14 protein-coding genes and 1 tRNA gene are annotated in these 21661 nt (G+C 73.2%); 4 read left to right on the top strand and 11 right to left on the bottom strand.

Annotated elements, in window-relative coordinates; all coding sequences use genetic code 11:
- Nucleotides 1-5: 5 nt before the first annotated feature.
- The 10 genes from ACIA5A_RS28265 to argS form a co-directional block, all read right to left on the bottom strand.
- Nucleotides 6-3440, bottom strand: coding sequence for a phosphodiester glycosidase family protein (locus tag ACIA5A_RS28265; RefSeq protein ID WP_396767477.1), 3435 nt, complete (start codon nt 3438-3440; stop codon nt 6-8).
- A 142-nt stretch (nt 3441-3582) separates the two neighbouring features.
- On the bottom strand, nt 3583-5697 hold the full coding sequence (rho, locus tag ACIA5A_RS28260) for a transcription termination factor Rho (RefSeq protein ID WP_396767476.1): 2115 nt from the start codon (nt 5695-5697) through the stop codon (nt 3583-3585).
- 339 nt (nt 5698-6036) lie between these two features.
- Nucleotides 6037-6939, bottom strand: a complete 903-nt coding sequence (gene thrB, locus ACIA5A_RS28255) for a homoserine kinase (protein WP_396767475.1) — start codon at nt 6937-6939, stop codon at nt 6037-6039.
- A 66-nt stretch (nt 6940-7005) separates the two neighbouring features.
- Nucleotides 7006-8250 carry an MFS transporter gene (locus ACIA5A_RS28250; RefSeq protein ID WP_396767474.1) on the bottom strand — a complete coding sequence of 415 codons (1245 nt, stop codon included), beginning with the start codon at nt 8248-8250 and terminating at the stop codon, nt 7006-7008.
- A 9-nt stretch (nt 8251-8259) separates the two neighbouring features.
- A complete protein-coding gene (locus tag ACIA5A_RS28245) occupies nt 8260-9081 on the bottom strand; it encodes a polysaccharide deacetylase family protein (RefSeq protein ID WP_396767473.1) in 822 nt (273 codons plus the stop codon).
- A 108-nt stretch (nt 9082-9189) separates the two neighbouring features.
- Nucleotides 9190-12432: an efflux RND transporter permease subunit gene (locus tag ACIA5A_RS28240; RefSeq protein ID WP_396767472.1), complete on the bottom strand. Its 3243-nt coding sequence runs from the start codon at nt 12430-12432 to the stop codon at nt 9190-9192.
- A gap of 88 nt (nt 12433-12520) precedes the next feature.
- Nucleotides 12521-13570 carry a threonine synthase gene (gene thrC / locus ACIA5A_RS28235; RefSeq protein ID WP_396767471.1) on the bottom strand — a complete coding sequence of 350 codons (1050 nt, stop codon included), beginning with the start codon at nt 13568-13570 and terminating at the stop codon, nt 12521-12523.
- 112 nt (nt 13571-13682) lie between these two features.
- A complete protein-coding gene (locus ACIA5A_RS28230; protein WP_396767470.1) occupies nt 13683-14987 on the bottom strand; it encodes a homoserine dehydrogenase in 1305 nt (434 codons plus the stop codon).
- On the bottom strand, nt 14984-16369 hold the full coding sequence (gene lysA / locus ACIA5A_RS28225; RefSeq protein ID WP_396767469.1) for a diaminopimelate decarboxylase: 1386 nt from the start codon (nt 16367-16369) through the stop codon (nt 14984-14986). The genes ACIA5A_RS28230 and lysA overlap by 4 nt, the downstream gene beginning before the upstream one ends.
- A 2-nt stretch (nt 16370-16371) precedes the next feature.
- Complete coding sequence (argS, locus tag ACIA5A_RS28220; protein ID WP_396767468.1) at nt 16372-18036, bottom strand: arginine--tRNA ligase; 1665 nt, start codon at nt 18034-18036, stop codon at nt 16372-16374.
- A 98-nt stretch (nt 18037-18134) separates the two neighbouring features.
- Here argS and ACIA5A_RS28215 point away from each other — a divergent pair, with 98 nt between their 5' ends.
- The 4 genes from ACIA5A_RS28215 (at nt 18135) to ACIA5A_RS28200 (ending at nt 20621) form a co-directional block, all read left to right on the top strand.
- Entirely contained in the window at nt 18135-18968 is an 834-nt protein-coding gene (locus tag ACIA5A_RS28215) for a DUF3105 domain-containing protein (protein WP_396767467.1), read from the top strand.
- A 10-nt stretch (nt 18969-18978) separates the two neighbouring features.
- Entirely contained in the window at nt 18979-19656 is a 678-nt protein-coding gene (locus ACIA5A_RS28210) for a DUF305 domain-containing protein (protein ID WP_396767466.1), read from the top strand.
- Nucleotides 19657-19777: 121 nt separating this feature from the next.
- Nucleotides 19778-20473 carry a winged helix-turn-helix domain-containing protein gene (locus tag ACIA5A_RS28205; RefSeq protein ID WP_396767465.1) on the top strand — a complete coding sequence of 232 codons (696 nt, stop codon included), beginning with the start codon at nt 19778-19780 and terminating at the stop codon, nt 20471-20473.
- 76 nt (nt 20474-20549) lie between these two features.
- A tRNA-Arg gene (locus tag ACIA5A_RS28200) sits at nt 20550-20621 on the top strand.
- 150 nt (nt 20622-20771) lie between these two features.
- Here the strand turns inward: ACIA5A_RS28200 and ACIA5A_RS28195 are convergent.
- Nucleotides 20772-21515 (bottom strand): tyrosine-type recombinase/integrase, encoded by a 744-nt coding sequence (locus tag ACIA5A_RS28195; RefSeq protein WP_396767464.1) that lies wholly within the window; start codon nt 21513-21515, stop codon nt 20772-20774.
- Between the last annotated feature and the right edge of the window lie 146 nt (nt 21516-21661).

Below are 21661 nucleotides of genomic sequence, written 5' to 3'. Positions count from 1 at the left end.
GGGAATCACGCGGCGGGGCGCGCCTGCGCCGCCGCGGTGGTGACCGTCGCCTCGGCGCGCACGCCGTTGACGGTGACGGTGAGCAGGATCCGTCCGCCCGGGCGCAGCGCGGTGAGCCGCCCGGTCGCCGGGTCGAACCGGGCCACGTGCCACCGGCGTACCCCGGAGGCGTCGCCGACGAGCAGGTTGGGCGAGCCGGCCCAGTCGGCGCTGACCGGCGCGGCCACCGGCACCTGCCGGCCGCCGGGCTGGGTGAGCGTGGCGGCGACGGTCGCCGGAGCGCCGATCCGCACCTCGGCCGGCGCGGCCAGGTCGAGCCGGTCGACGTGGGCGTGCGTCTCCGCCGTCACCCACCGCGGCCCCTCCGCCAGCGGGTCCCGGCGGGCCCGGTCCGCCTCCCGCGGCGTCACCGGGTCGACCCCGAACTCGGTCCAGCCGGTGAACCCGCCGAGCCCGGCCGGCGTGGACGGGTCCTTGCCCGCGTTGCCGTTGACCACGTACGGCACGCCGTCCACCCGGTCGGCGTGGAACGTGCCGACATGCCCGTTGACCACCAACGCGCCCTTGCCGGTGCGGTGCTGGAAGTCGGCCAGCCACTGCTCGACCAGGGCGGCCTCCTTCCGGTCGCCGAGCTGGCTGGCCTTGGCCGGGCTGGGGTCGCGCGGCGGGTGGTGGAACAGCACCGTGACCGAGCCGACCGACCGGTCGGCGGCCGCCTGGTCCAGCGTCCGGCGCAGCAGCTCCACCTGGTCGAAACCGCCCCCGCGCAGCGAACCGGAGGCCGTGGACAGGGTGACGAAGCGGGTGCCCCGGTGGTCGAAGACGCGGGAGGTGTCCCCGAAGACGCTCCGGAAGTTGTCGATCGGCGCGCCCATGATCTCGTGGTTGCCCGGCACGTAGTAGTAGGGCACCTGACCGCCCAGCTCCTCGTCGAGGATCCGCTTCGCCAGCGCGAAGTCGGCCGGGTAGGCGGTGTCCACGAAGTCGCCGTCGATGACCAGGAAGTCCGGTCGGGCGGCGCGGACCTCGCGCAGCGTACGGCGGGCCTGGGCGACCAGCTCACTGTCCGGGTCGGCGGCGACGAACTGGGCGTCGGAGAGCACCGCGAAGCGCCAGGGCGCGCCGTCCACCGTGCCGTCGCGCAGCACCACCCGGTCGGTGCGGTTCGGCTCCGGCGGGGCCTGCACGTCCGGTGGCACCCGGGCCACCAGGTCGTCGACGACCACCTCGCTGCGGTACTGCTTGGCCGGGTCGGTCTCGGCGACGTAGAAGCGGCGCACCCGCACCGGGTACTGCACGCCGGGCGGGACGGCGAACTCGACGTACTTCCAGCCGGTCCAGTCCAGGTAGGGGCCGCGCAGCACGAACTGGGTGTCCTGCGCGTCGTGCAGGTGCAGGCTCGGCCACTCGCCGGTGCCGTTGGCCTTGATCCACATCCCGAACGCCTGCGGCTGGCCGGGCACGTCGATCCAGGCCGGCGGGTCGGCGTACGCGGCCCGGGTGCCGGTGGACTGGTCGAACTCGTACGACATCTTCAGGCCGGCGCCGGTGTGCCCGTCGGCCGGGGCGACCGAGCCGGCGGCCCGGGCCTGGCTGAACGTCCAGGACGCGGCATCGTCGAAGCCGGCCACCGGCACGTCGGTCAGCCCGACGGTCACCGGCAGCACCGTGGTACGCGTGCCGACCCGCGCGGTGACGAGCGCGGAGCCGGCGTCGCCGAGCGCCTTCACGGCCAGGTTGCCGTCGGCGGTGGGCGTGACGGAGAGCAGCTCGTGGTCGTACTCCAGCCGCAGGTCGGCCGGCTCGATCGGCGCGGTGTTCCCCTCGGCGTCGTAGCCGACCACGCCGAACAGGCCGGTGTCGCCGGCCCGGTCGAGGCCGACCCGGTCGACTGTGGCGTCGACCCGCTCCAGCGGACCGAGCACGGTCAGGTCGAGCGTGCCCCGGGCCCGTCCCCGCGCGGCGGTGACCGTGCTCGGGCCGGGGCCGCCGGCCCGGAACACGCCGTCGGCGTCCACCCGGCCGTGCGTGGCCCGCCAGCGCGGCTCGCCCGCCGCCGGCCCGTACGTCTCGTCGTAGCCGGCAGCGGTGAGCCGGCGGGTGAGGCCCGGGAAGACCCGGTCCGGTCGACCGCCGCGCACCGGGGCGACGCCTGGCGCGGCGGTCGGGTCGCCGGCGGTCTCCAGCCAGTAGCCGGTGAGCCGGCCGCTGCCCTTCGGGGCGTAGATCGCCAGCCCGTTCGGCACCGGGCGTTCGCTGCCGTCGGACGGGCTGTTCTCCACCTGGACCGCCGCCGCGCCCGGCTCGCGGGCGAGCAGGGTGGACGAGCCGCCGCCGTCGAGGTTGAGCGCGTTCGCCGCGCCTAGCTCGACCATCATCCGGCCCATCTCGGCCTGGGTGACGCCCCGGCTGTCGACCTGCCGGCCGTCCACCGTCATCATGATCATCTTCCGGCCGTCGGCGGAGAACCCCACCGAGGTACGCGGAGCCAGCGACTGGTCGGCGACGGCCTGCACCACGCCGTCGCGGACCAGCACGTTGCCGCCGCCGACCGCCGCGCGCAGATCGCCGCCGTCGGAGGCGCGCGGGCGCCAGGACAGGTGCACCGCGTCGCCGGGGCGCAGCGCGGCGAGCGCGTCCGCGCCGGCCTCGCGGCCGAGCAGCACCGTGCTGCCGGCCGGGATCGGCCCCTCCCCCGCCGTGGTGGCCACGCCGGCCACCCGGCCGCCGGTAAGCGTCACCTCGACCACCCGGGCGGCGCCGTCCACCGCCCGCTGCCGGGTGTACGTCCCCCACAGCGGGGTGAAGACGCCGACGCCGTCGCGCTGCACCATGTTGTTGAACTGGGTCAACGACACCGGCCCGGCGGGCAGCGCCGCGGTGCCCTCGAAACCGACCTGGACCACCCGACCGATGCCCTGGGCGCTGATCCCGACCGCGTTGGGGTGCCCGGCGACCGGCGACTGGACCAGCTCACCGGAGCGGATGCCGACGCCCTGCGCGGCGCCGGAGTTGTTGATGTCGAAGAAGTCGCCGTTGACCGCCGCCACCGCGCGGGACCGGTCCACCGCGACGCGCAGCGGCTCGTCCCGGGTGACCGCGCCGGAGTTGACGTAGTCGACGCCCAGCCCGCCGGACAGGTCGGCGGTGAGCGCGTCGGCCCGCAGCCAGCCGGCGGCGTCGTACCTGTCGAAGGAGGTCAGGTCCAGGCCGGGCGCGACCGGCCGGGTGGTCTTGGCGGTCTCCAGGCCGCCGGCGGGCTCGACGCCGGCCAGCGCGACCGCGGGGTCGGGACGGGAGGACGCCGCAGGCGCGTCCTCGGCCGGGGTCGCCGGGGCCGGCCTCGTGGCGGCCGGCCCGGCGGCGGCGGGCGCCACCGGAGCGGTGAGGGTGAGCAGCGGCGTCAGCAGCAGGACGCCGGCGAGACGGGCGGATCGCATGGACGACAGTCAACCCGACCATGAACAGAAGTTTCAATACTCTGCGACTGAACTGTAGAAAAACTTCACGCCCACCCGACGGGCCCGAGACGCGAACGAGGGGCACGGCCGGTGGCCGTGCCCCTCGTCGTCGATCCTCAGATCACTCGCCCGGAGTAGACTTCGCGATCTGCATCAGGAACTCGATGTTGGTGCGGGACTGCTTGAGCCGGTCCAGCAGGAGGTCGAGCGCCGCCTGCGAGTCCAGCGAGTGCAACACCTTGCGGAGCTTGTGGATGATCGCCAGCTCCTCCGGCGCGAACAGGACCTCCTCCTTGCGCGTGCCGGTGGGGTTGATGTCGATCGCCGGGAAGACCCGCTTGTCGGCGATCTTCCGGTCCAGCTTCAGCTCGGCGTTGCCGGTGCCCTTGAACTCCTCGAAGATGACCGTGTCCGCCATGGACCCGGTCTCCACCAGCGCGGTGGCGATGATGGTCAGCGAGCCGCCGTTCTCGATGTTGCGGGCGGCGCCGAGGAAACGCTTCGGCGGGTAGAGCGCGGTGGAGTCGATACCACCCGACATGATCCGGCCGCTGGCCGGCGCCGCCAGGTTGTACGACCGGCCGAGCCGGGTCACCGAGTCGAGCAGCACGACCACGTCGTGACCCAGCTCGACCAGGCGCTTGGCCCGCTCGATCGCCAGCTCGGCGATCGTGGTGTGGTCCTGCGGCGGACGGTCGAACGTGGCCGCGATGACCTCGCCCTTGATCGACCGCTGCATGTCGGTGACCTCTTCGGGCCGCTCGTCGACGAGCACCACCATCAGGTGGCACTCCGGGTTGTTGCGGGTGATCGCGTTCGCGATCGCCTGCAGCACCATCGTCTTACCCGCCTTGGGCGGCGACTGGATGAGCGCCCGCTGGCCCTTGCCGATCGGCATCACCAGGTCGATCACCCGCGTGGTCAGGATGTGCGGCTCGGTCTCCAGCCGCAGACGCTCCTGCGGGTAGAGCGGGGTGAGCTTGTAGAACTCCGGTCGGCGGCGCGCCTCCTCGGGCTCCATCCCGTTGATGGTGTCCAGCCGGACCAGCGGGTTGTACTTGTCGCGCCGCTGCTCGCCGTCCCGGGCCGCCCGGACCGCGCCGGTGATCGCGTCACCGCGGCGCAGGCCGTACTTCTTGATCTGGGACATCGAGACGTACACGTCGTTCGGGCCGGCCAGGTAGCCGGTGGTCCGGACGAAGGCGTAGTTGTCGAGCACGTCGATGATGCCGGCGACCGGGACGAGCACGTCGTCCTCGCCGACCTGCGGCTCGCGGCCACCACTGCCGCCGCCGTCGCCGCCCTCGCCACGCTCGCCGCGCCCGCGCCGGCGGTCCCGGAACCGGCTGCGCCGGCCCCGCCGGCCGCCGCCCTCGTCGTCGTCGTCGACGTCCCGGTCGGCGCGCGGACCCCGGTCGCCCCGGTCGTTGCGGTCACCGCGGTCGTTGCGGTCACCGCGGTCGTTGCGGTCACCGCGCTCGTTGCGGTCGCCCCGGTCGCCGCGCTCGGCGCGCTCGCCCCGGTCGTTGCGGTCACCGCGCTCGCCCCGGTCGTTGCGGTCGCCCCGGTCGTTGCGGTCACCGCGCTCGGCCCGCTCGCCCCGGTCGTTGCGGTCACCGCGCTCGGCGCGGTCACCCCGCTCGGCACGCTCGTTGCGGTCACCCCGGTCGGTGCGGTCGGTGCGCTCGCCCCGGTCGGTGCGGTCGCCGCCGCGCTCGACCCGCTCACGGCCCCGGTCGTCGGTGCGCTCCGCCCGCTCGCCGCCGCGCTCGGCCCGCTCGCCGGTCTCGGCAGGAGCCTCCTCGGCGCGCGTCTCGGCCGGACGCGTCTCGGCGCTCGCGGCGGTGGCCCGGCTGCGGCGACCCCGGGTACGGCCCTCGGTCACCTCGGCGGCCGGCGCCTGCTCGGCGGTGCGACGCTCGCCCTCGGCCCGATCCTTGGAGACCTCGGCGTGCACCTCCTCGCGGGCGGGAGCGGCCGCGGCCGCGACCTCGGCCCGTGGTCGAGGGGTTCCGGCGGCGGCGCCGCCCTGCCGCTCGGTGATCGCACTGATCAGCTCGCCCTTGCGCATGCGAGCCGTACCGGAGATGCCGAGCGACGCGGCCAGGCTCTGGAGCTCCGGCAGCAGCATCGCCGACAGGCCGGTGCCGCTACGCCGACGGCGCGTGGGGGCCGCGGTGGTGGCATCGCCAGCGACGTTGGAAACATCCGACGTCACGTCGGTGGTGTCGCTCAATGGATTCCTTCCCTCGATAGGCCGGGGCTGCCCGGAGTCGTGGAGCCAGGTGGCCGGGCGGCCTCGGTGCACCCGCCTCGCATGGACGCGTCGCGGGAGTCTTGAGCACAGCAGCCGGGCGGTCTCCCGACTCACCAACATCGGTGAGCAGGTCTCGCCGTCTGCGGCGACCTGCGGAAACTGCGGTGCGGCGTATGCCTTGGGCAGGGGTGACGGGCTGACCGCCGAGAGCTTCGGGGGTGCGCCGAACCGCAGGAAGATCGCATGCTTCGCGGCTGTGCTCGGTCTAGAGCGTAATCAACTCTTCCGACCTGCGGCAACAGGGTCCCGCTCGGCGTGTCAAAGTCTACCCCGGAAAACCCGGGCCCCGCTGACATCTGTCGGCAACTCCCAACGGCGCCAATCTGTTCCCGCAGCGAAACCCGCCGGCACCTCGGAGAGCGCCAGCACCGTCGGACCCGCCCCGCTGACCACTGCGGCCACACCGGCCCCACGCAGCTCAGCCATCAGCTTCGCGGTGCCCGGCATCCCCGGGGCCCGCTGGTCCTGGTGCAGCCGGTCGACGGTCGCCGGCAGCAGCAGCGCCGGGTCGACGGTCAACGCGTGCACCAGCAGCGCGGCCCGGCCGGCGTTGGACGCCGCGTCCGCGTGCGGCACGGTGGCCGGCAGCGCGGCGCGGGCCACCGAGGTCAGGCCCCGCTCGGCCGGCACGAAGACGGTGGGCCGGATCGCCGGCGCCACCGGCAGCGACACCGCCCGGGCGCCGGACGGCTCGGTCCAGGCGATCGTGAACCCACCGAGCAGGCAGGGCGCCACGTTGTCCGGATGGCCCTCCAACTCCGCCGCCAGTCGCAGGACCGCGTCGTCGGCCAGCCGCTGCGCGCCGTCGACCACCAACGCGCGGGCCGCCAGCACCCCGGCCACGATCGCCGCCGAGGACGAGCCGAGGCCGCGCGCCTGCGGGATCCGGTTGGCGCACTCCAGGACCAGGCCGGCGGGGCGCGCGCCGAGCACGTCGAAGGCGGCCCGCATCGCGGTCACGACCAGGTGCCGGTCGTCCGACGGCAGCTCACCGGCGCCCTCGCCGGTGACCACCACCCGCACGCCGCCGTCGGTCACCTCGGCGGTGACGTCGTCGTGCAGGCCGAGGGCCAGCCCGAGCGCGTCGAAGCCGGGACCGAGGTTGGCGCTGGTCGCGGGCACCCGGACCCGGACCGGGCCGGAGGCGAGAGTCGTCGGCACCGGCACATGCTATGGCCTGGGTACGACCTCGCACCGAACCCGCCCGCAGCCTGGGAACGGTCCCCGTCAGCCGGCCCGCCCCGGGGCCGGGGCGCCGGCCGGGTCGGTGAGCGACAGCCGCCGGGTGGCGAAGCGCCAGCCGATCGCGTAGACCACGGTGACCAGGCCGCAGCCGGCCAGCACGGTGCGCTCGTCCACCCGGTCCACCACCAGCGCCACCACCAGTTGGCTGACCGCGATGGCCAGCGTGGCCAGCATCATGTCGGTGGCGAAGACCCGGCCGCGCAGCCGGTCCGGCACCTCGCCCTGCAGGGCGTAGTTGGACAGCACCCAGTTGCTGCCGCCGCCCAGGTGGGCCAGGAAGACCAGGACCAGCACCAGCGGGAACCAGGACACCGCCGACGCGCCGAGATAGGCCAGGCCGTACGTCGACATGGACAGCGCGAGGCCGGTGAGCAGCCAGCGCCGGTTGCTGAGCACCCGGCGCATCAGGATCGGGCCGACAAGCGCCCCGGCGCCCCGGGCGGCGAAGAGCAGGCCGGCGCCGACCGCGCCGACGCCGTAGACGCCGGCGAGCAGCGGAAAGACGGTCAGCACGCCGTTGCCCAGACCGACCGCCGACTTCACCGTGACCAGCGCCAGCACGCGCGGCCGGTGGGCGATGTAGCCGAGCGCCTCGCGGATCGCCGCCATCGTGCGCGGCACCGACGCCGCCGGGTCCCGGGGCGCCTGCAGGGGCCGGCGGATCAGCGCGGCCAGCACCGCCGCCCCGGCCAGGCCCGCGGCGGCCACCCAGAAGCTGGCGTACGGCCCGGACGCGGCGCTGAGGATGCCGCCGAGCGAGGCGCCGACCACCGTCATCGTGCCCCAGGCCGAGCCGGCGACCGCGTTGGCCGCGGCCAGGTCCGCCGGGTCGACCACGTTGGGCAGGGCGGCCTGGGCGGCGGGCGAGTAGAACGCCTTCGCCACCGCGACGATCGCGATCGCCGCCAGCGCCAGCCACGCCGTCGCGCCGGAGCGGACGCCGAGCAACAGCAGGACACCGACGAGCGCGGCCACGTTGGCCGCCATCATGACCTTGCGGCGGTCGAACCGGTCGGCGACGGTGCCGGCGTACGGCAGCAGCAGCGCGGTGGTGCCGGTGTCCACGGCCAGCACCAGCGCGCCCCAGACCCCGCTGCCGGTCAGGTCCGGCAGCAGCACCAGCAGCGGCACCATCACGAACCAGTCGGCGCCGAAGACCACCAGCTCGGCGAGGAACAGGTTGCGGAAGTCGCGGTTGCGAACGAGGACCGAGAGGGTGGGCGGCACGCCGGCACCCTACCGGGCCGCTCCCGGGCCGGCAGCGCGACGCAGCAGGTCGGAGACCGTGACGAAGGTGTAGCCCCGGGCCCGCAGCCCGGCGATCATGTCGGGCAGGCCGCGCAACGCGACAAGTCGCCGTTCGTCGCCGACGTCGTGACCGAGCAGGATGGTGCCGGGTCGCACGTCGGCGACGATCCGCCGGGCGTGCCCGGCCGGGTCGTGCGGGAACTCGCTCTCCACCATCTGCAGCGTCCAGAGCACCACCCGGTAGTCCAGCCGGGCCGCGGCGTGCAGCACCGCCCCGCCCAGGTGGCCCCAGGGCGGGCGGAGCAGGCGCGGCGCCGACCCGGTCGCGGCGACGATCGCGTCGTGGCTGCGGCTCAGGTCGTCGTGCACCGTGTCGGCGTCCATCCGGGCCAGGTCGTGGTGCGCCCAACTGTGGTTGCCCACCTCGTGCTCGCCCATCCGGCCCCGCACCAGCGCGGCGTGCCGGCGGGCGCGCTCACCGACCAGGAAGAACGTCGCCGGCACCCGGTGCTCGGCAAGCGTGTCCAACACCATCGGCGTCCACTGTGGCCGGGGGCCGTCGTCGAACGTCAGCGCGACCAGCGGTGTGCCGGCCCGGACGCCCCAGACCACCTGGACCCCGCCCCCGCCGACGTCCTGGCGACGGTTGCCCAGCGTGGCGCTGGCCGGACCACCGGCCAGCGGGAGCCGGCGGTCGGCCACCCAGGTGCTCTCCGCCGTAGCGGCGGACCCGAGCGCGGCGCCGCCGAGCACGAGCGCGGACCGGCGCAGCAGTGTGCGCCGATTCCACCGGCCCGCGCCGTCCGCCATCGCGCCCCCGCACCCCGAGTAGGCACCAGCTCACTGAGCGTACCGCCCGGCTCGGGGTTGAGCGGGGCCCCCGCCTATGCAGGACGCGTTAAGCAGGGGCCCCGCCTTTCACTCGGTGGGGGGAAGCGGGGAACGGCGACTCTTCGGCAGGCGGAGCACCTCGAACTGGTCCGTACCGTCGATCAACGCGCCGGAGGGGCGGGCCGGCGGCCTGGCCGGCTCCTCCCCGCCACCGACCGGCACCGGCACCGGGGCCTCGGCCGGCTCGACCGGCCGGGCCGCCTCGACCGGAGCCGGGCCGCCCCGGCGACGGTCCCGGCGGGCCCGCAGGGAACCCTTGGTGCGCTCCACCATCGTGTAGAGCGTCGGCACCAGCACCAGCGTCAACAGGGTCGAGCTGAGCAGGCCGCCGATCACCACGATCGCCAGCGGCTTGGAGATGAAGCCACCCTCGCCGGTCAGTCCGAACGCCATCGGCAGCAGCGCGAACACGGTGGCGACAGCGGTCATCAGGATCGGCCGCAGCCGCCGCCGGCCGCCCTCGACCACCGCCTCGGTGACCCCCATCCCCTGCGCCCGGTACTGGTTGATCAGGTCGAGCAGCACGATCGCGTTGGTCACCACGATGCCGACGAGCATCAGCACGCCGATCAGCGCCGGCACGCCCAGCGGCGTCCCGGTGGCCAGCAGCAGCGCGATCGCCCCGGTCGCCGCGAACGGCACCGAGATCAACAGGATCAGCGCCTGGGTCAGGCTGCGGAACGTGGCCACCATGATCAGGAAGACGATCGCGATGGCGGCCAGGACGGCCAGCCCGAGGTCCGCGAACGCGTCCGCCTGGTCGGCGCTCACCCCGCCGATCACGTACGTGGCGCCCGGCACGTCCAACGCGTCCAGCTTCTTCTGCAGTTCCTGCGTGGTGGCCCCGAGGTTCGAGCCGGTGGCCGTGCCGGTCACCGAGACGCTGCGCTCCCCGTCGATCCGGGTCACCTGCTGCGGGCCGTCGACCTGGTCGACGTCGGCGATCGCGTCAAGCGTCACCGCCCCCACCCGCAGCGCCCGCAGCTCGGCCACGCTCACCGGCGGCCGGGCCCCGGTGCTCAGCACCACGTCCTGCGCGGCGCCGTCCAGCGTCACCTGGCCCAGCGGCGCCCCCCGGTACGCCTGCGCCACGACCTGCCCCACGGCCGCCTCGGTGAGACCGGCCCGGGCCGCGGCGACCCGGTCCACGGTCACCTCCACCCGGGGCACCCGGGTGGCCAGGCTCGTGGTGACGTCCTCGACGCCCGAGGTGCCGGCCATCGCGGCCCGGACCTCCTCCGCCGCCCGCGCCAGCGTCTCCTGGTCGGCGGCCTGCACCACCACCTCGACCTGGTTGGCGGAGGCGTTCTGCCCGCCACCGAAGGTCAACTCGCCGACCTCCGGGCCGAGCGTGTCGAACTCCTCGCGCAGCGCCTCACGCACCGTCTTGGCGTCGGTGTCGTCGGAGAGCGCCAGCGACCAGGAGGCGCGGTCGCTGCCGCCGCCTCCGGCGAACGGGTTGTCCCCACCACCGGCGCTGACCTGGTAGGTCTCCACCCCCGGCGTGCGCCGCAGCACCTCCTCGACCCGGGCGGCGGCCCGGTCGGTGCCGGCGAGCCCGGTGCCGGCCGGCATCTCCTGCCGGATGGCGAGCGTGTCCTGGCCGGAGTCGTCCAGGAAGTTCGTCTCCAACTTCTGCGCCAGGCCGAACGTGCCCAGCAGCACCAGCAGGCCGAGTGCCACGGTCGCCCACCGGCTCTTGCGGGACCGGGTGGCGAACCCGATCACCGGCAGGTACGCCCGCTGCAACGGGCTGCGCAGTTCCTTCTCCTCGGCGGCCCGGCGGGCGGCCTCGTCGTCCGCGCCGCGACGCGGCCGCAGGAACCAGTAGGCAAGCACCGGGATCACGGTCAGCGACACCAGCAGCGAGGCGAGCAGGGCCACCGTCACGGTGATCGCGAACGGCGCGAACAACTGCCCGACGAAGCCACCCACCAGGGCGATCGGCGCGAACACGGCGACCGTGGTGAGGGTGGAGGCGGTCACCGCGCCGGCCACCTCGCGGACCGCGGCCAGGATCGCCGCCCGCTTCTCCTCGTCGTACTCCAGGTGTCGTTTGATGTTCTCCAGCACCACGATGGAGTCGTCGACCACCCGGCCGACCGCGATGGTCAACGCGCCGAGCGTGAGCAGGTTCAACGAGTAGTCGCCCGCCCACAGCACGATCAACGCGACAAGCACGGACAGCGGGATGGAGACCGCGGTGACCACCGTGGATCGGATCGAGAGCAGGAAGACCAGGATCACCACCACCGCCATCAGCAGGCCGAGCAGGCCCTCGGTGGTGAGGCTCTCGATGGACCGCTCGACGAACGGCGCCTGGTCGAAGACCACTGTCAGCTCCGCGCCGGAGGCGTCCTTCAGGTCGGCCAACCGGTCCCGGATGTCGTGCGAGATGCCCACCGCGTTGCCGTCCGGGCTGGCGGTGACCGCGATGCCGAGGCTCGGCTTGCCGTTGGTGCGGGTGAACGACGTCGCCGGGGCGAGCTGCTGCTCCACCCGGGCCACGTCGCCGAGGCGGACCGGGGCGGCGGGCGCGGTGGTGAGCACGATGCCGCGCAGGTCGTCCACGGTGCGGATCGGGGTGCCGACCTGCACCGGCAGCGAACGGTCGCCGTCGGCCAGCGCGCCGGCCGGCACCGCCACCCCGTTGGTCTTCAACGCCTGCGCGATGGCGGTCGGCGCCACCCGTGCCGCGGCCAGCTTCGCCGGGTCCGGAGTGATCGTCACCACCTGGTCCCGGGCGCCGGTGACGTCCACCGAGCGGACCCCGTCCAGCCCCTCCAGCTCCGGCACCACCGTGGCGCGCAGCTTCTCGGCCAACGCCCGCTCGTCGCCGTCGCCGGTCGCGGCCACCACCACGGCGGGCAGGTCGTCGGTGCTGCCGGCGATCACCTGCGGGTCCACGCCCTCGGGGAGCTGGGCCCGGTTGATCGCGGTCTCCATCTTGCTGACCACGTCGTCCAGGTCGGTGCCGAACTCGTACTGCACCTGGACGGTGGCCGCGCCCTCGCGGGACGTGGAGGTCACCTTCTCCAGCCCCGGGATGCCCTGGAGGCTGTTCTCGATCGGCTCGGCGACCTGCGACTCGACGATCTCGGGCGCGGCGCCCGGATACGGCGCCACGATGAACGCGGCGGGGAACTCCAGCGACGGCAGCAGTTGCTGCTTGAGCGACGGCACGGCGAACAGGCCGAAGGCCGTCGTCACCAACGCGATCAGGGCGATCAGGCCCCGGTTGGCAAGACTGAATCTGGCGAGCAACGACATGGGCGTTGGTCACTCCTGAGGAGGGGTCTGCGGGGTGCCCTGAGTCTGCCGCACCCGCTCGCGTCGCCCGCTGTCGGGGCGGGCGGGTTCAGGCCAGGTCGAGGGCGCGCGCGGCGGCGATCGGGTCGTTGGCGACGGTCAGCGGCGCGGGGGCGGTCGAGATGGCCCACTCCGGGTCCTTCAGGCCGTGCCCGGTGACCGTGCAGACCACCCGCGACCCGGCCGGCACCCGGCCCGCGTCGGCCTGCTGGAGCAGACCGGCCACGCTGGCCGCGCTGCCCAGCTCGACGAAGACGCCCACCTCGCGGGCCAGCAGCCGGTAGGCCGACAGGATCTCCCGGTCGGTGACCGCGGAGATCAGCCCGTCGGAGGCGTCCCGCGCGTCGACGGCCTTCGTCCAGCTCGCCGGGTTGCCGATCCGGATGGCGGTGGCGATGGTCGACGGCTCGGGCACCATCCGGCCGGTGACGATCGGGGCCGCGCCGGCCGCCTGGAAGCCGTACATCCGGGGGGCCCGGGTGGCGTTGCCCTCGTGCAGGTCCTCCGAGTAGCCCATCCAGTAGGCGGAGATGTTGCCGGCGTTGCCGACCGGCAGGCAGTGGATGTCGGGCGCGTCGCCGAGCGCCTCGACGATCTCGAAGGCGGCGGTCTTCTGCCCGTGCAGCCGGTAGACGTTCACGGAGTTGACCAGCCCGACCGGGAAGTCCTGGGCGAGCTTGCCGGCCAGCGCCAGGCAGTCGTCGAAGTTGCCCTGCACCTGGAGCAGCTTCGCGCCGTGCACCAGCGCCTGGGCCAGCTTGCCCAGCGCGATCTTGCCCTGCGGCACCAGCACGGCGCAGGTGATCCCGGCGCGGGCCGCGTACGCGGCGGCCGACGCGCTGGTGTTGCCGGTGGAGGCGCAGATGATCGCCTTGTCACCGGCCTCGACCGCCTTGGAGACGGCGACCGTCATGCCCCGGTCCTTGAAGGAGCCGGTCGGGTTCGCGCCCTCGACCTTGAGCCACACGTCGGCGCCGACCCGGGCGGAGAGCACCGGCGCCGGCAGCAGCGGCGTGTTGCCCTCGTGCAGGCTCACGACGGGAGTGGCGTCGGTGATCGGCAGCCGGTCCCGGTACGCCTCGATCAACCCTCGCCACATGTCGCGCTCCTCGCCTCCGTCGCCCCGGTCACGGGCCCGTCACCAGCGTGACCCAGCCTGCCCGGCCGGTCACCGCCACACCCTGCCTTAACCATCAGGCGGGACGGCCTGGTTACGCGCCGCCCTCGACCCGCAACACGCTGGTGACCGAGCGGACGGTCTCCAGCCCGCGCAGCTCCCGCACGGTGGCCGCGAGCGCGGCGTCCGGCGCGACGTGGGTGACGATGACCAGTTCGGCGTCGCCGCCGGCCGGCCCCTGCCGCACGGTGGCGATGGAGACCTCGTGCCGGGCGAACACCCCGGCGACCGACGCCAGCACACCCGGCCGGTCGGCCACGTCGAGGCTGATGTGGTAGCGGGTGAGCGCCTCCCCCATCGGCCGCACCGACAGGCCCGCGTACGCCGACTCGCTTGCCGCGTGCACCCCGGCGATGCGGTTGCGGGCCACCGCCACCACGTCGCCGAGGACCGCGCTGGCGGTGGGCGCGCCGCCCGCGCCCCGGCCGTAGAACATGAGCTGCCCGGCCGCGTCGGCCTCGACGAAGACCGCGTTGAACGCGTCGCCCACCCGGGCCAGCGGATGGGTCAGCGGGATCATCGCCGGGTGCACCCGGACGTTGACGGTCTCGCCGCCGGCGGCGTCGACGCCCCGCGCGGCGATGCAGAGCAGCTTGATCGTGCAGCCCATCGCCCTGGCGCTGGCCACGTCCGCCGCGGTCACCTCGGTGATGCCCTCGCGGTGCACGTCGGCGGCGGTGACCCGGGTGTGGAACGCCAGCGAGGCGAGGATCGCGGCCTTGGCGGCGGCGTCGAAGCCCTCCACGTCGGCCGTCGGGTCGGCCTCCGCGTAGCCCAGCTCGGTGGCCTCCTCCAGCGCCTCGGCGAAACCGGCGCCTGTCGCGTCCATCGCGGAGAGGATGAAGTTGGTGGTGCCGTTGACGATGCCGGTGACCCGGGTGATCCGGTCGCCGTGCAGCGACTCCCGCAGCGGGCGCAGCAGCGGGATGGCCCCGGCGACGCTCGCCTCGTAGTAGAGGTCGGCGCCGCCCTCGGCGGCCGCGTCGTGCAGCGCCGCGCCGTCCTCGGCGAGCAGCGCCTTGTTGGCGGTGACCACGCTCTTGCCGGCGCGCAACGCCTCGACCAGCCAGCCGCGGGCCGGCTCGATGCCGCCGACGACCTCCACCACCACGTCCACGTCGTCCCGCTTGATCAGCCCGAGCGGGTCGGTGGTGAACAGGGCCGGGTCGACCGGCAGGTCACCGCGGTCCCGCCCGAGCCGCCGCACGGCGATGCCGGCGATCTCCAGCGGCGCGCCGATCCGGGCGGCGAGGTCGGCCGACTGCTCGTGCAGCAGGCGCACCACGTCGCCGCCGACCGTGCCGCAGCCGAGAAGTGCCAAGCGAACCGGTGAGGTCATCCCACATCCAATGCGAGCAGGTCGTCTTCCGTCTCCCGACGAACGATCACCCGGGCCGAACCGTCGCGGACGGCGACGACAGGTGGGCGCGGCACATGGTTGTAGTTGCTGGCCATGCTCCGGCAGTAGGCGCCGGTGCCGGGCACCGCGACAAGATCTCCGGGCTGCACGTCGGCGGGCAGGAATTCATCCTTCACCACGATGTCCCCGGACTCACAGTGCTTTCCCACCACGCGGGCCAGCATCGGCTCCGCGTCCGACGCGCGGCCGGCGAGCGTGGCCGAGTAGGACGCGTCGTAGAGCGCGGTGCGGATGTTGTCGCTCATCCCGCCGTCGACGCTGACGTACGTCCGCAGGCCGTCCAGTTCCTTGACGGTCCCGACCTGGTAGAGCGTGAACACGGCCGGGCCGACGATCGCCCGGCCGGGCTCGACGGAGAGGTGCGGCACGGCCAGGTTCTCGGCCGCGCACTCCCCGTCGACGATCTTCCGCAGTCGCTTGGCCAGGTCGTGCGGCGAGGCCGGGTCGTCCTGCGTGGTGTACGCGATGCCGAAGCCCCCGCCCAGGTCCAGCTCGGGCAGCTCCACGCCGCGGGCGTCGCGGATCTGCGCCTGCAGGGCGAGCACCCGGCGGGCGGAGACCTCGAAGCCGCTGGCGTCGAAGATCTGCGAGCCGATGTGCGAGTGCAGCCCGCGCAGCTCCAGCACGTCCTCGTCGAGGATCCGGAACGCCGCCGCGGCGGCCGCGCCGCCGGCCAGCGAGAAGCCGAACTTCTGGTCCTCGTGCGCGGTGGCGATGAACTCGTGGGTGTGCGCCTCCACGCCGACGGTGACCCGCAGCAGCACCCGGGGGCGGACGCCGCGCTCCCGGGCCAGCGCGGTGAGCCGGTCGATCTCGGTGGTCGAGTCGACGATGATCCGCCCGACCCCGGCGTCCACCGCCCGGGTCAGCTCGGCGACCGACTTGTTGTTGCCGTGGAAGCCGATCCGCGCGGGGTCCATCCCGGCGGACAGCGCGGTGGCCAGCTCGCCGCCGGTGCAGACGTCGAGGAACATGCCCTCCTCGGCGATCATCCGGACCACCGCGCGGCAGAGGAACGCCTTGCCGGCGTAGTAGACGTCCGCGTCCGGGAAGGCGGCCCGGAACTCGCGGCAGCGCTCGCGCAGGTCGTCCTCGTCCAGCACGTACGCCGGGGTGCCGAACTCGGCGGCCAGGTCACGGACGTCGAGGCCGGCCACGGTCAGCGCGCCGGCCGCGCCGCGCGCCACGTGCCGCGGCCAGAGCTGCGGCACCAGGGAGTTGACGTCGACCGGGGTACGCAGCCAGGCCGGCCCCCGGTTGCCGATGTCGCCGTGCAGGGCACCGGCCTCGTGGGCTCGCATGTCTACATCCGCTCCGGCGCGGAGACGCCGAGCAGGCGCAGGCCGTTGGCGATGACCACCCGGGTGGCGTCGTTGAGCCAGAGCCGGGCCCGGTGCAGGTCGGTGACCTTCTCGTCGCCGCGCGGCAGGATCCGGCAGTTGTCGTAGAACCGGTGGTAGGCCTGCGCCAGGTCCTCCAGGTAGTGGGAGAGCCGGTGCGGGGCGCGCAGCTCGGCCGCGGCGGCCACCACGGACGGGAACGCGGCCAGCTCCTTGAGCAGCTCGTTCTCCTTCTCGTGGTCGAGCAGCTCGGCGCGGAAGTCGGCGGCGTCACCCCGGGTCAGCCCCACCTCGGCGGCGTTGCGGTTGACGCTGGCGGTGCGGGCCGCGACGTATTGCACGTAGTAGACCGGGTTGTCGCGGGTGGCCCGGGTCCACAGCTCGACGTCGATGTCGATAGGTGAGTCGCTGGAGTAGCGGGCCAGCGCGTAGCGGGAGGCGTCCACGCCGATCGCGTCGACCAGGTCCTCCAGGGTGACCACGGTGCCGGCCCGCTTGCTCATCCGCACCGGGGCGCCGTCGCGCACCAGGTTGACGAGCTGGCCGATGAGGATCTCCAGGTTGCGGGCCGGGTCGTCGCCGAAGCAGGCGGACATCGCCTTCATCCGGCCGATGTAGCCGTGGTGGTCGGCGCCCAGCATGATCACGACCCGCTCGAAGCCGCGCTCCCGCTTGTCCAGGTAGTAGGCGCAGTCGGCGGCGAAGTAGGTCCACTCGCCGTTGGACTTGCGCAGCACCCGGTCCTTGTCGTCGCCGAAGTCGGTGGTGCGCAGCCAGGTCGCCCCGTCGGACTCGTAGAGGTGGCCCTGCTCGCGCAGCCGGGTCAGCGCCTGGTCCAGCTCACCCCGGTCGTGCAGGTCCTTCTCGTTGAAGTAGGTGTCGAACTCGACGCCGAAGTCGCGCAGCGAGGACTTGATCTCGGCGAACATGAGCTGGACGCCCTCGACCCGGAAGACCTCCTGGGCGGCGTCGTCGGGCAGGTCCAGCACGTCGGGCCGGGCCTTGATCACCTCGGCGGCGATCTCCGCGACGTAGGCGCCGCCGTAGCCGTTCTCGGGGGCCGGTTCACCCTTGGCGGCGGCCAGCAGCGAGCGGGCGAACCGGTCGATCTGGGACCCGGCGTCGTTGAAGTAGTATTCCGTGCCCACGTCGGCCCCGGTGGCCCGCAGCAGCCGGCTGAGCGCGTCGCCGACCGCCGCCCAGCGGACGCCGCCGATGTGCACCGGGCCGGTCGGGTTCGCCGAGACGAACTCCAGGTTGATCCGCTGCCCGGCCAGGGTGTCGCTGCACCCGTACGCCGGGCCGGCCTCGACGATGACCTTGGCGAGCTGCCCGGCGGCGGCCGCGTCCAGCCGGATGTTCAGGAAGCCGGGGCCGGCGATCTCCACCGACTTGATCCCCGGCGCCCTGCCGAGCTGCTCGGCCAGCGCGGTGGCCAGCTCCCGCGGGGGCACCCCGACCTTCTTGCTGAGCTGCAGCGCCAGCGTGGAGGCGTAGTCACCGTGATCGGGGTTACGGGGTCGCTCGACGGTGGTCTGCGCGGGCAGCGCGGCGCGGTCCAGACCCCGCTCGTCGAAGACGGCGTGGGCTGCGGCGAGGACGACCTCGGCGAGTTCTGCGGGAGTCACCGATCCATGTTATCGGGGGTAGACTCGGGCACCGCGGCGGCGACCCAGCATGTGAACCGGCCCCGCGCTCCCCTGACCGACCGACCTGACGAGGCACGATGAGCATCAGCACCCCGGGCGGCCCGGAACGCCGTCCCACCGTGGTCAGCACCGGCAAGAAGCCGGCCGCCGGCCGACCCGCGGCCGGCGACAAGCCCGCCGCCAAGGCCGGTGCGGGCAAGCCGGGCGCCGGCAAGGGCGGGCCACGGCCGGGCGCCGGGGGCAAGGGCCGCAAGCCGGTGACCCCGGTGAAGGTGAGCCAGGGTCGTTCGTGGGGTCCGATCGCGCTCTTCGCCGCGGTCGGCGTGCTCGCCGTCGCCATCATCGGCATCGGCGCCTGGTCGGTCTACCAGGGCGCCCAGCCGTGGCAGAAGCGGGCCGACGCGATCAACGGCATCGTCGACCTCCGCAAGAAGGACAAGGACCTGCTCAAGGGCGGCCAGCACCAGCCGGGCACGCTCAAGTACGAGCAGTCCCCGCCGGTCGGCGGCCCGCACAACCAGGCCTGGCAGAACTGCATGGGTGACGTCTACGACGCCCCGATCGCCAACGAGCACGCGGTGCACAGCCTGGAGCACGGCACGGTGTGGATCACCTACCGCCCGGACCTGCCCGCCGACCAGGTGGCGAAGCTGAAGAGCAAGGTGCAGGGCAAGGAGAAGCTGATGCTCAGCCCCTACGAGGGGCTGGACAAGCCGATCTCGCTCCAGGCCTGGGGCTTCCAGCTCAAGGTCGACAACGCCGACGACGGCCGGATCGACGAGTTCATCAAGACGCTGCGGGTGAACGCCTCGATCGAGGGCCCGAACGCGCTCTGCGACCAGGGCATCACCGCCACCGGCGCCGTCCGGGACAACGTGCAGCCGAACATGCCCGAGCAGCCCACCCAGTGAGGACGCCGCGATGACCGCTCCGGTGACCACCGACAGCGAGTTCGACGACGAGGTGCCGGCCGCCGACCAGGGCGGCCGGCCGGCGGCGCGGCGCTACGGCCTGCTGGCCGTGGCCGCCGCCGTCGTGGTCGGGCTGCTCCTCGGGTACGCCGGCGGCCTGCTCACCCCGGCGCTGACCCGCCCGGGGGACACCTCGGCGGAGGCCGGTTTCGCCCGGGACATGACCGCCCACCACAACCAGGCGGTGGCCATGGGGCTGCTGGCGTTCCGCCAGGGCCAGGACCCGGAGGTGCGGCAGGTAGGCGTGGACATCGCCACCGGGCAGCAGGGTGAGATCGGCACCATGCAGACCTGGCTGCGCTCCTGGAAGCTGGACCCGACAGGTGACCAGGCCCCGATGGCGTGGATGCCGGACGGCGCCGGGCTGGTGAAGGACGGCCTGATGCCGGGCATGGCCACGCCGGAGGAGATGGCGAAGCTCAAGGCAGCGAGCGGTCGCGAGTTCGACGTGCTGTTCCTGAACATGATGATCCGGCACCACCTCGGCGGGGTGCACATGATCGACGGGATCCTGGACGAGGGGCACGACGACGACGTGCTGGCGGTCGCCCAGGTCATGAAGAACACCCAGCAGAACGACCTGGCCAACCTGAACGCGGCGCTGAAGCGCCTGGGTGGCACGCCCTGACGTCCCGCTTGTCCGCTTTGACCGTTTGTAACGTTTTGGGGATAACGACCCATTGCACTGCTTCGGGAGTTTTCTCCATACATATCGTGACCGGTTACGGTTCGGGCTCGTTGCGCAGGACGTGGGGGTTGCACTCAGAGACGCAGGGCGGTCGGTGACCAGCTGGTGCCGACGCCACACCATCGGCGGTGACGGGGCGGTGGCAGCCGTCCGTCGCGGACTGCGACAGGGCGAGCCGGGAACGCTCAGTCGCGAACAGGAACTCGAACTCATCGACGTGCTCCGGGGTGTCCACCCCGACGCGTTCGGCATCGACGAGGAACTCTGGACCCGGCAGAGCCTGACGACGCTCATCGAGCGTCGGTTCGCGCTGGCCATGGACGCCGGCGCCGTCGGGGCGTACCTCCGGGCCTGGGGGCTCGGGCCGCGCGAGCCGCGCGAGCGGGCCTGCGGGCTGTGCGTCGGCGCGGTCGAGCGGTGGGTGCGCAGCGAGTACCCGGCGATCACCCGGGCCGCGCAGGAGCACGCCGCGGAGGTCTACTGGATCGGCCGGGTGCGGCTGCGCGGCACCATGCCCGCCGCCGACGTGGTCTCGGCGGTCTCCTCCCGGGGGCGGGTGCGCTTCATGGTCACCACGCCGTCGGTGGACCCGCCGCTGCCCCGGGACTTCGTGCTGCGGCTCAGCGGCGCCGAGGAACGCGCCGTGCACCTGATCGTGGACGGCTCCTGGCCGCGCAACGAGTGGCCCCGCCGGCTGCCCCGCCGCATCGCGCTGCACCCGCTGCCGAGCTGCGGTCGTACCCTCGCCGCCGCCTGACCGGCGAAGATCGACTCCCCGGCGATACCGATTCGGAGATCCGGGAAGGGGTTTGCTACTCTTCTCGGGTCGCTGAGCCCCCGTAGCTCAGGGGATAGAGCACCGCCCTCCGGAGGCGGGGGCGCAGGTTCGAATCCTGCCGGGGGCACACTAGCTAAGAAGGCTTTGACCAGCACGAAGAGGCCCCTGACCAGGCGAAACCTGGTCAGGGGCCTTCATCATGTGTCCGGCTGTGTCCGGCCGTCACCGGCCCGTGGCGGACGTCTGTGCCAAATGCGTGCCACGGAACGCGGCGCCCTCAGCCGTGCCCGAGCGCTCTCTCGATGCGCTGCCGAAGAGCCGCGTCACCGCCGTCAAGGCACTTGGCGTAGATCCTGAGCAACACCTCCACGGATTGCCCCGCCCACTCGGCCACCTGCGTCGGCGGCACTCCCCCGTTGAGCCACGTCGACACGGCAGCGTGCCGCAGGTCGTACGGGGTGCGAGCCAGCGGCGAGGCATGTACCTCGGGCGTGAACACAGCGCCACGTGCCCAGCGCCATACGCGGTTGATCGTGCCCTTGGGAAGTTCCTCCTTGTTGCGCTCCCCCACGAACAGGCGACCGTTCGGCCCGTAGCCGAACAACCCGACATGCGCGTGAATGATCGCGGTCAGCTCGGGCGGGCAGGGAACCGTTCGCGTCTCCCCTCGTGCTCGCTGCTTGAGCTGTCGGCTGTCACGATTCTTTCCACTGTCGGTCCATTCGCGGCCAGCGTGCGGGTCGGCTCCGTCAAGGGTGAATTCCCCCCACCCCTTATCGGGCAGATGCAGGTTCGGTTTGGCGAGGCGTACGGCTTCCTCCGGTCGCAGTGCGGCGTAGTAGAGGCAGGCGTAGAAAGCCACCATGCGCGGACCGATTCGGCCCTGCTCTCGCACTCCGTCCAGCAGGGTTCGCACCTGCACCGGGTTGGCAACCGATCGCCGGTCGATCGTGGTCACGGTTTTCGGCGGCTTCCATTTCAACTGCGGGAGCGGGTTTGCCGGCAAGAGTCGCTTCTCCACCGCGTATTCGATCGCGGTATTGAATATCTTCCGGCGTCGGCTGATGACGCTGGGACTGCGTAGATTTCCGTGTTTGACCTGGGTGTGGTCCGTTGGACAGGACGTTGATCCTGTCCGGGAAGGACCACGTCATGGCAGACAAGAAG

The organism is Micromonospora sp. NPDC051300 (assembly GCF_044455315.1).
GTDB classification, from domain to species: domain Bacteria; phylum Actinomycetota; class Actinomycetes; order Mycobacteriales; family Micromonosporaceae; genus Micromonospora; species Micromonospora robiginosa.
The sequence above is the reverse complement of the archived record's forward strand: the minus strand, read 5'-3'. Positions and strand labels throughout refer to the sequence as shown.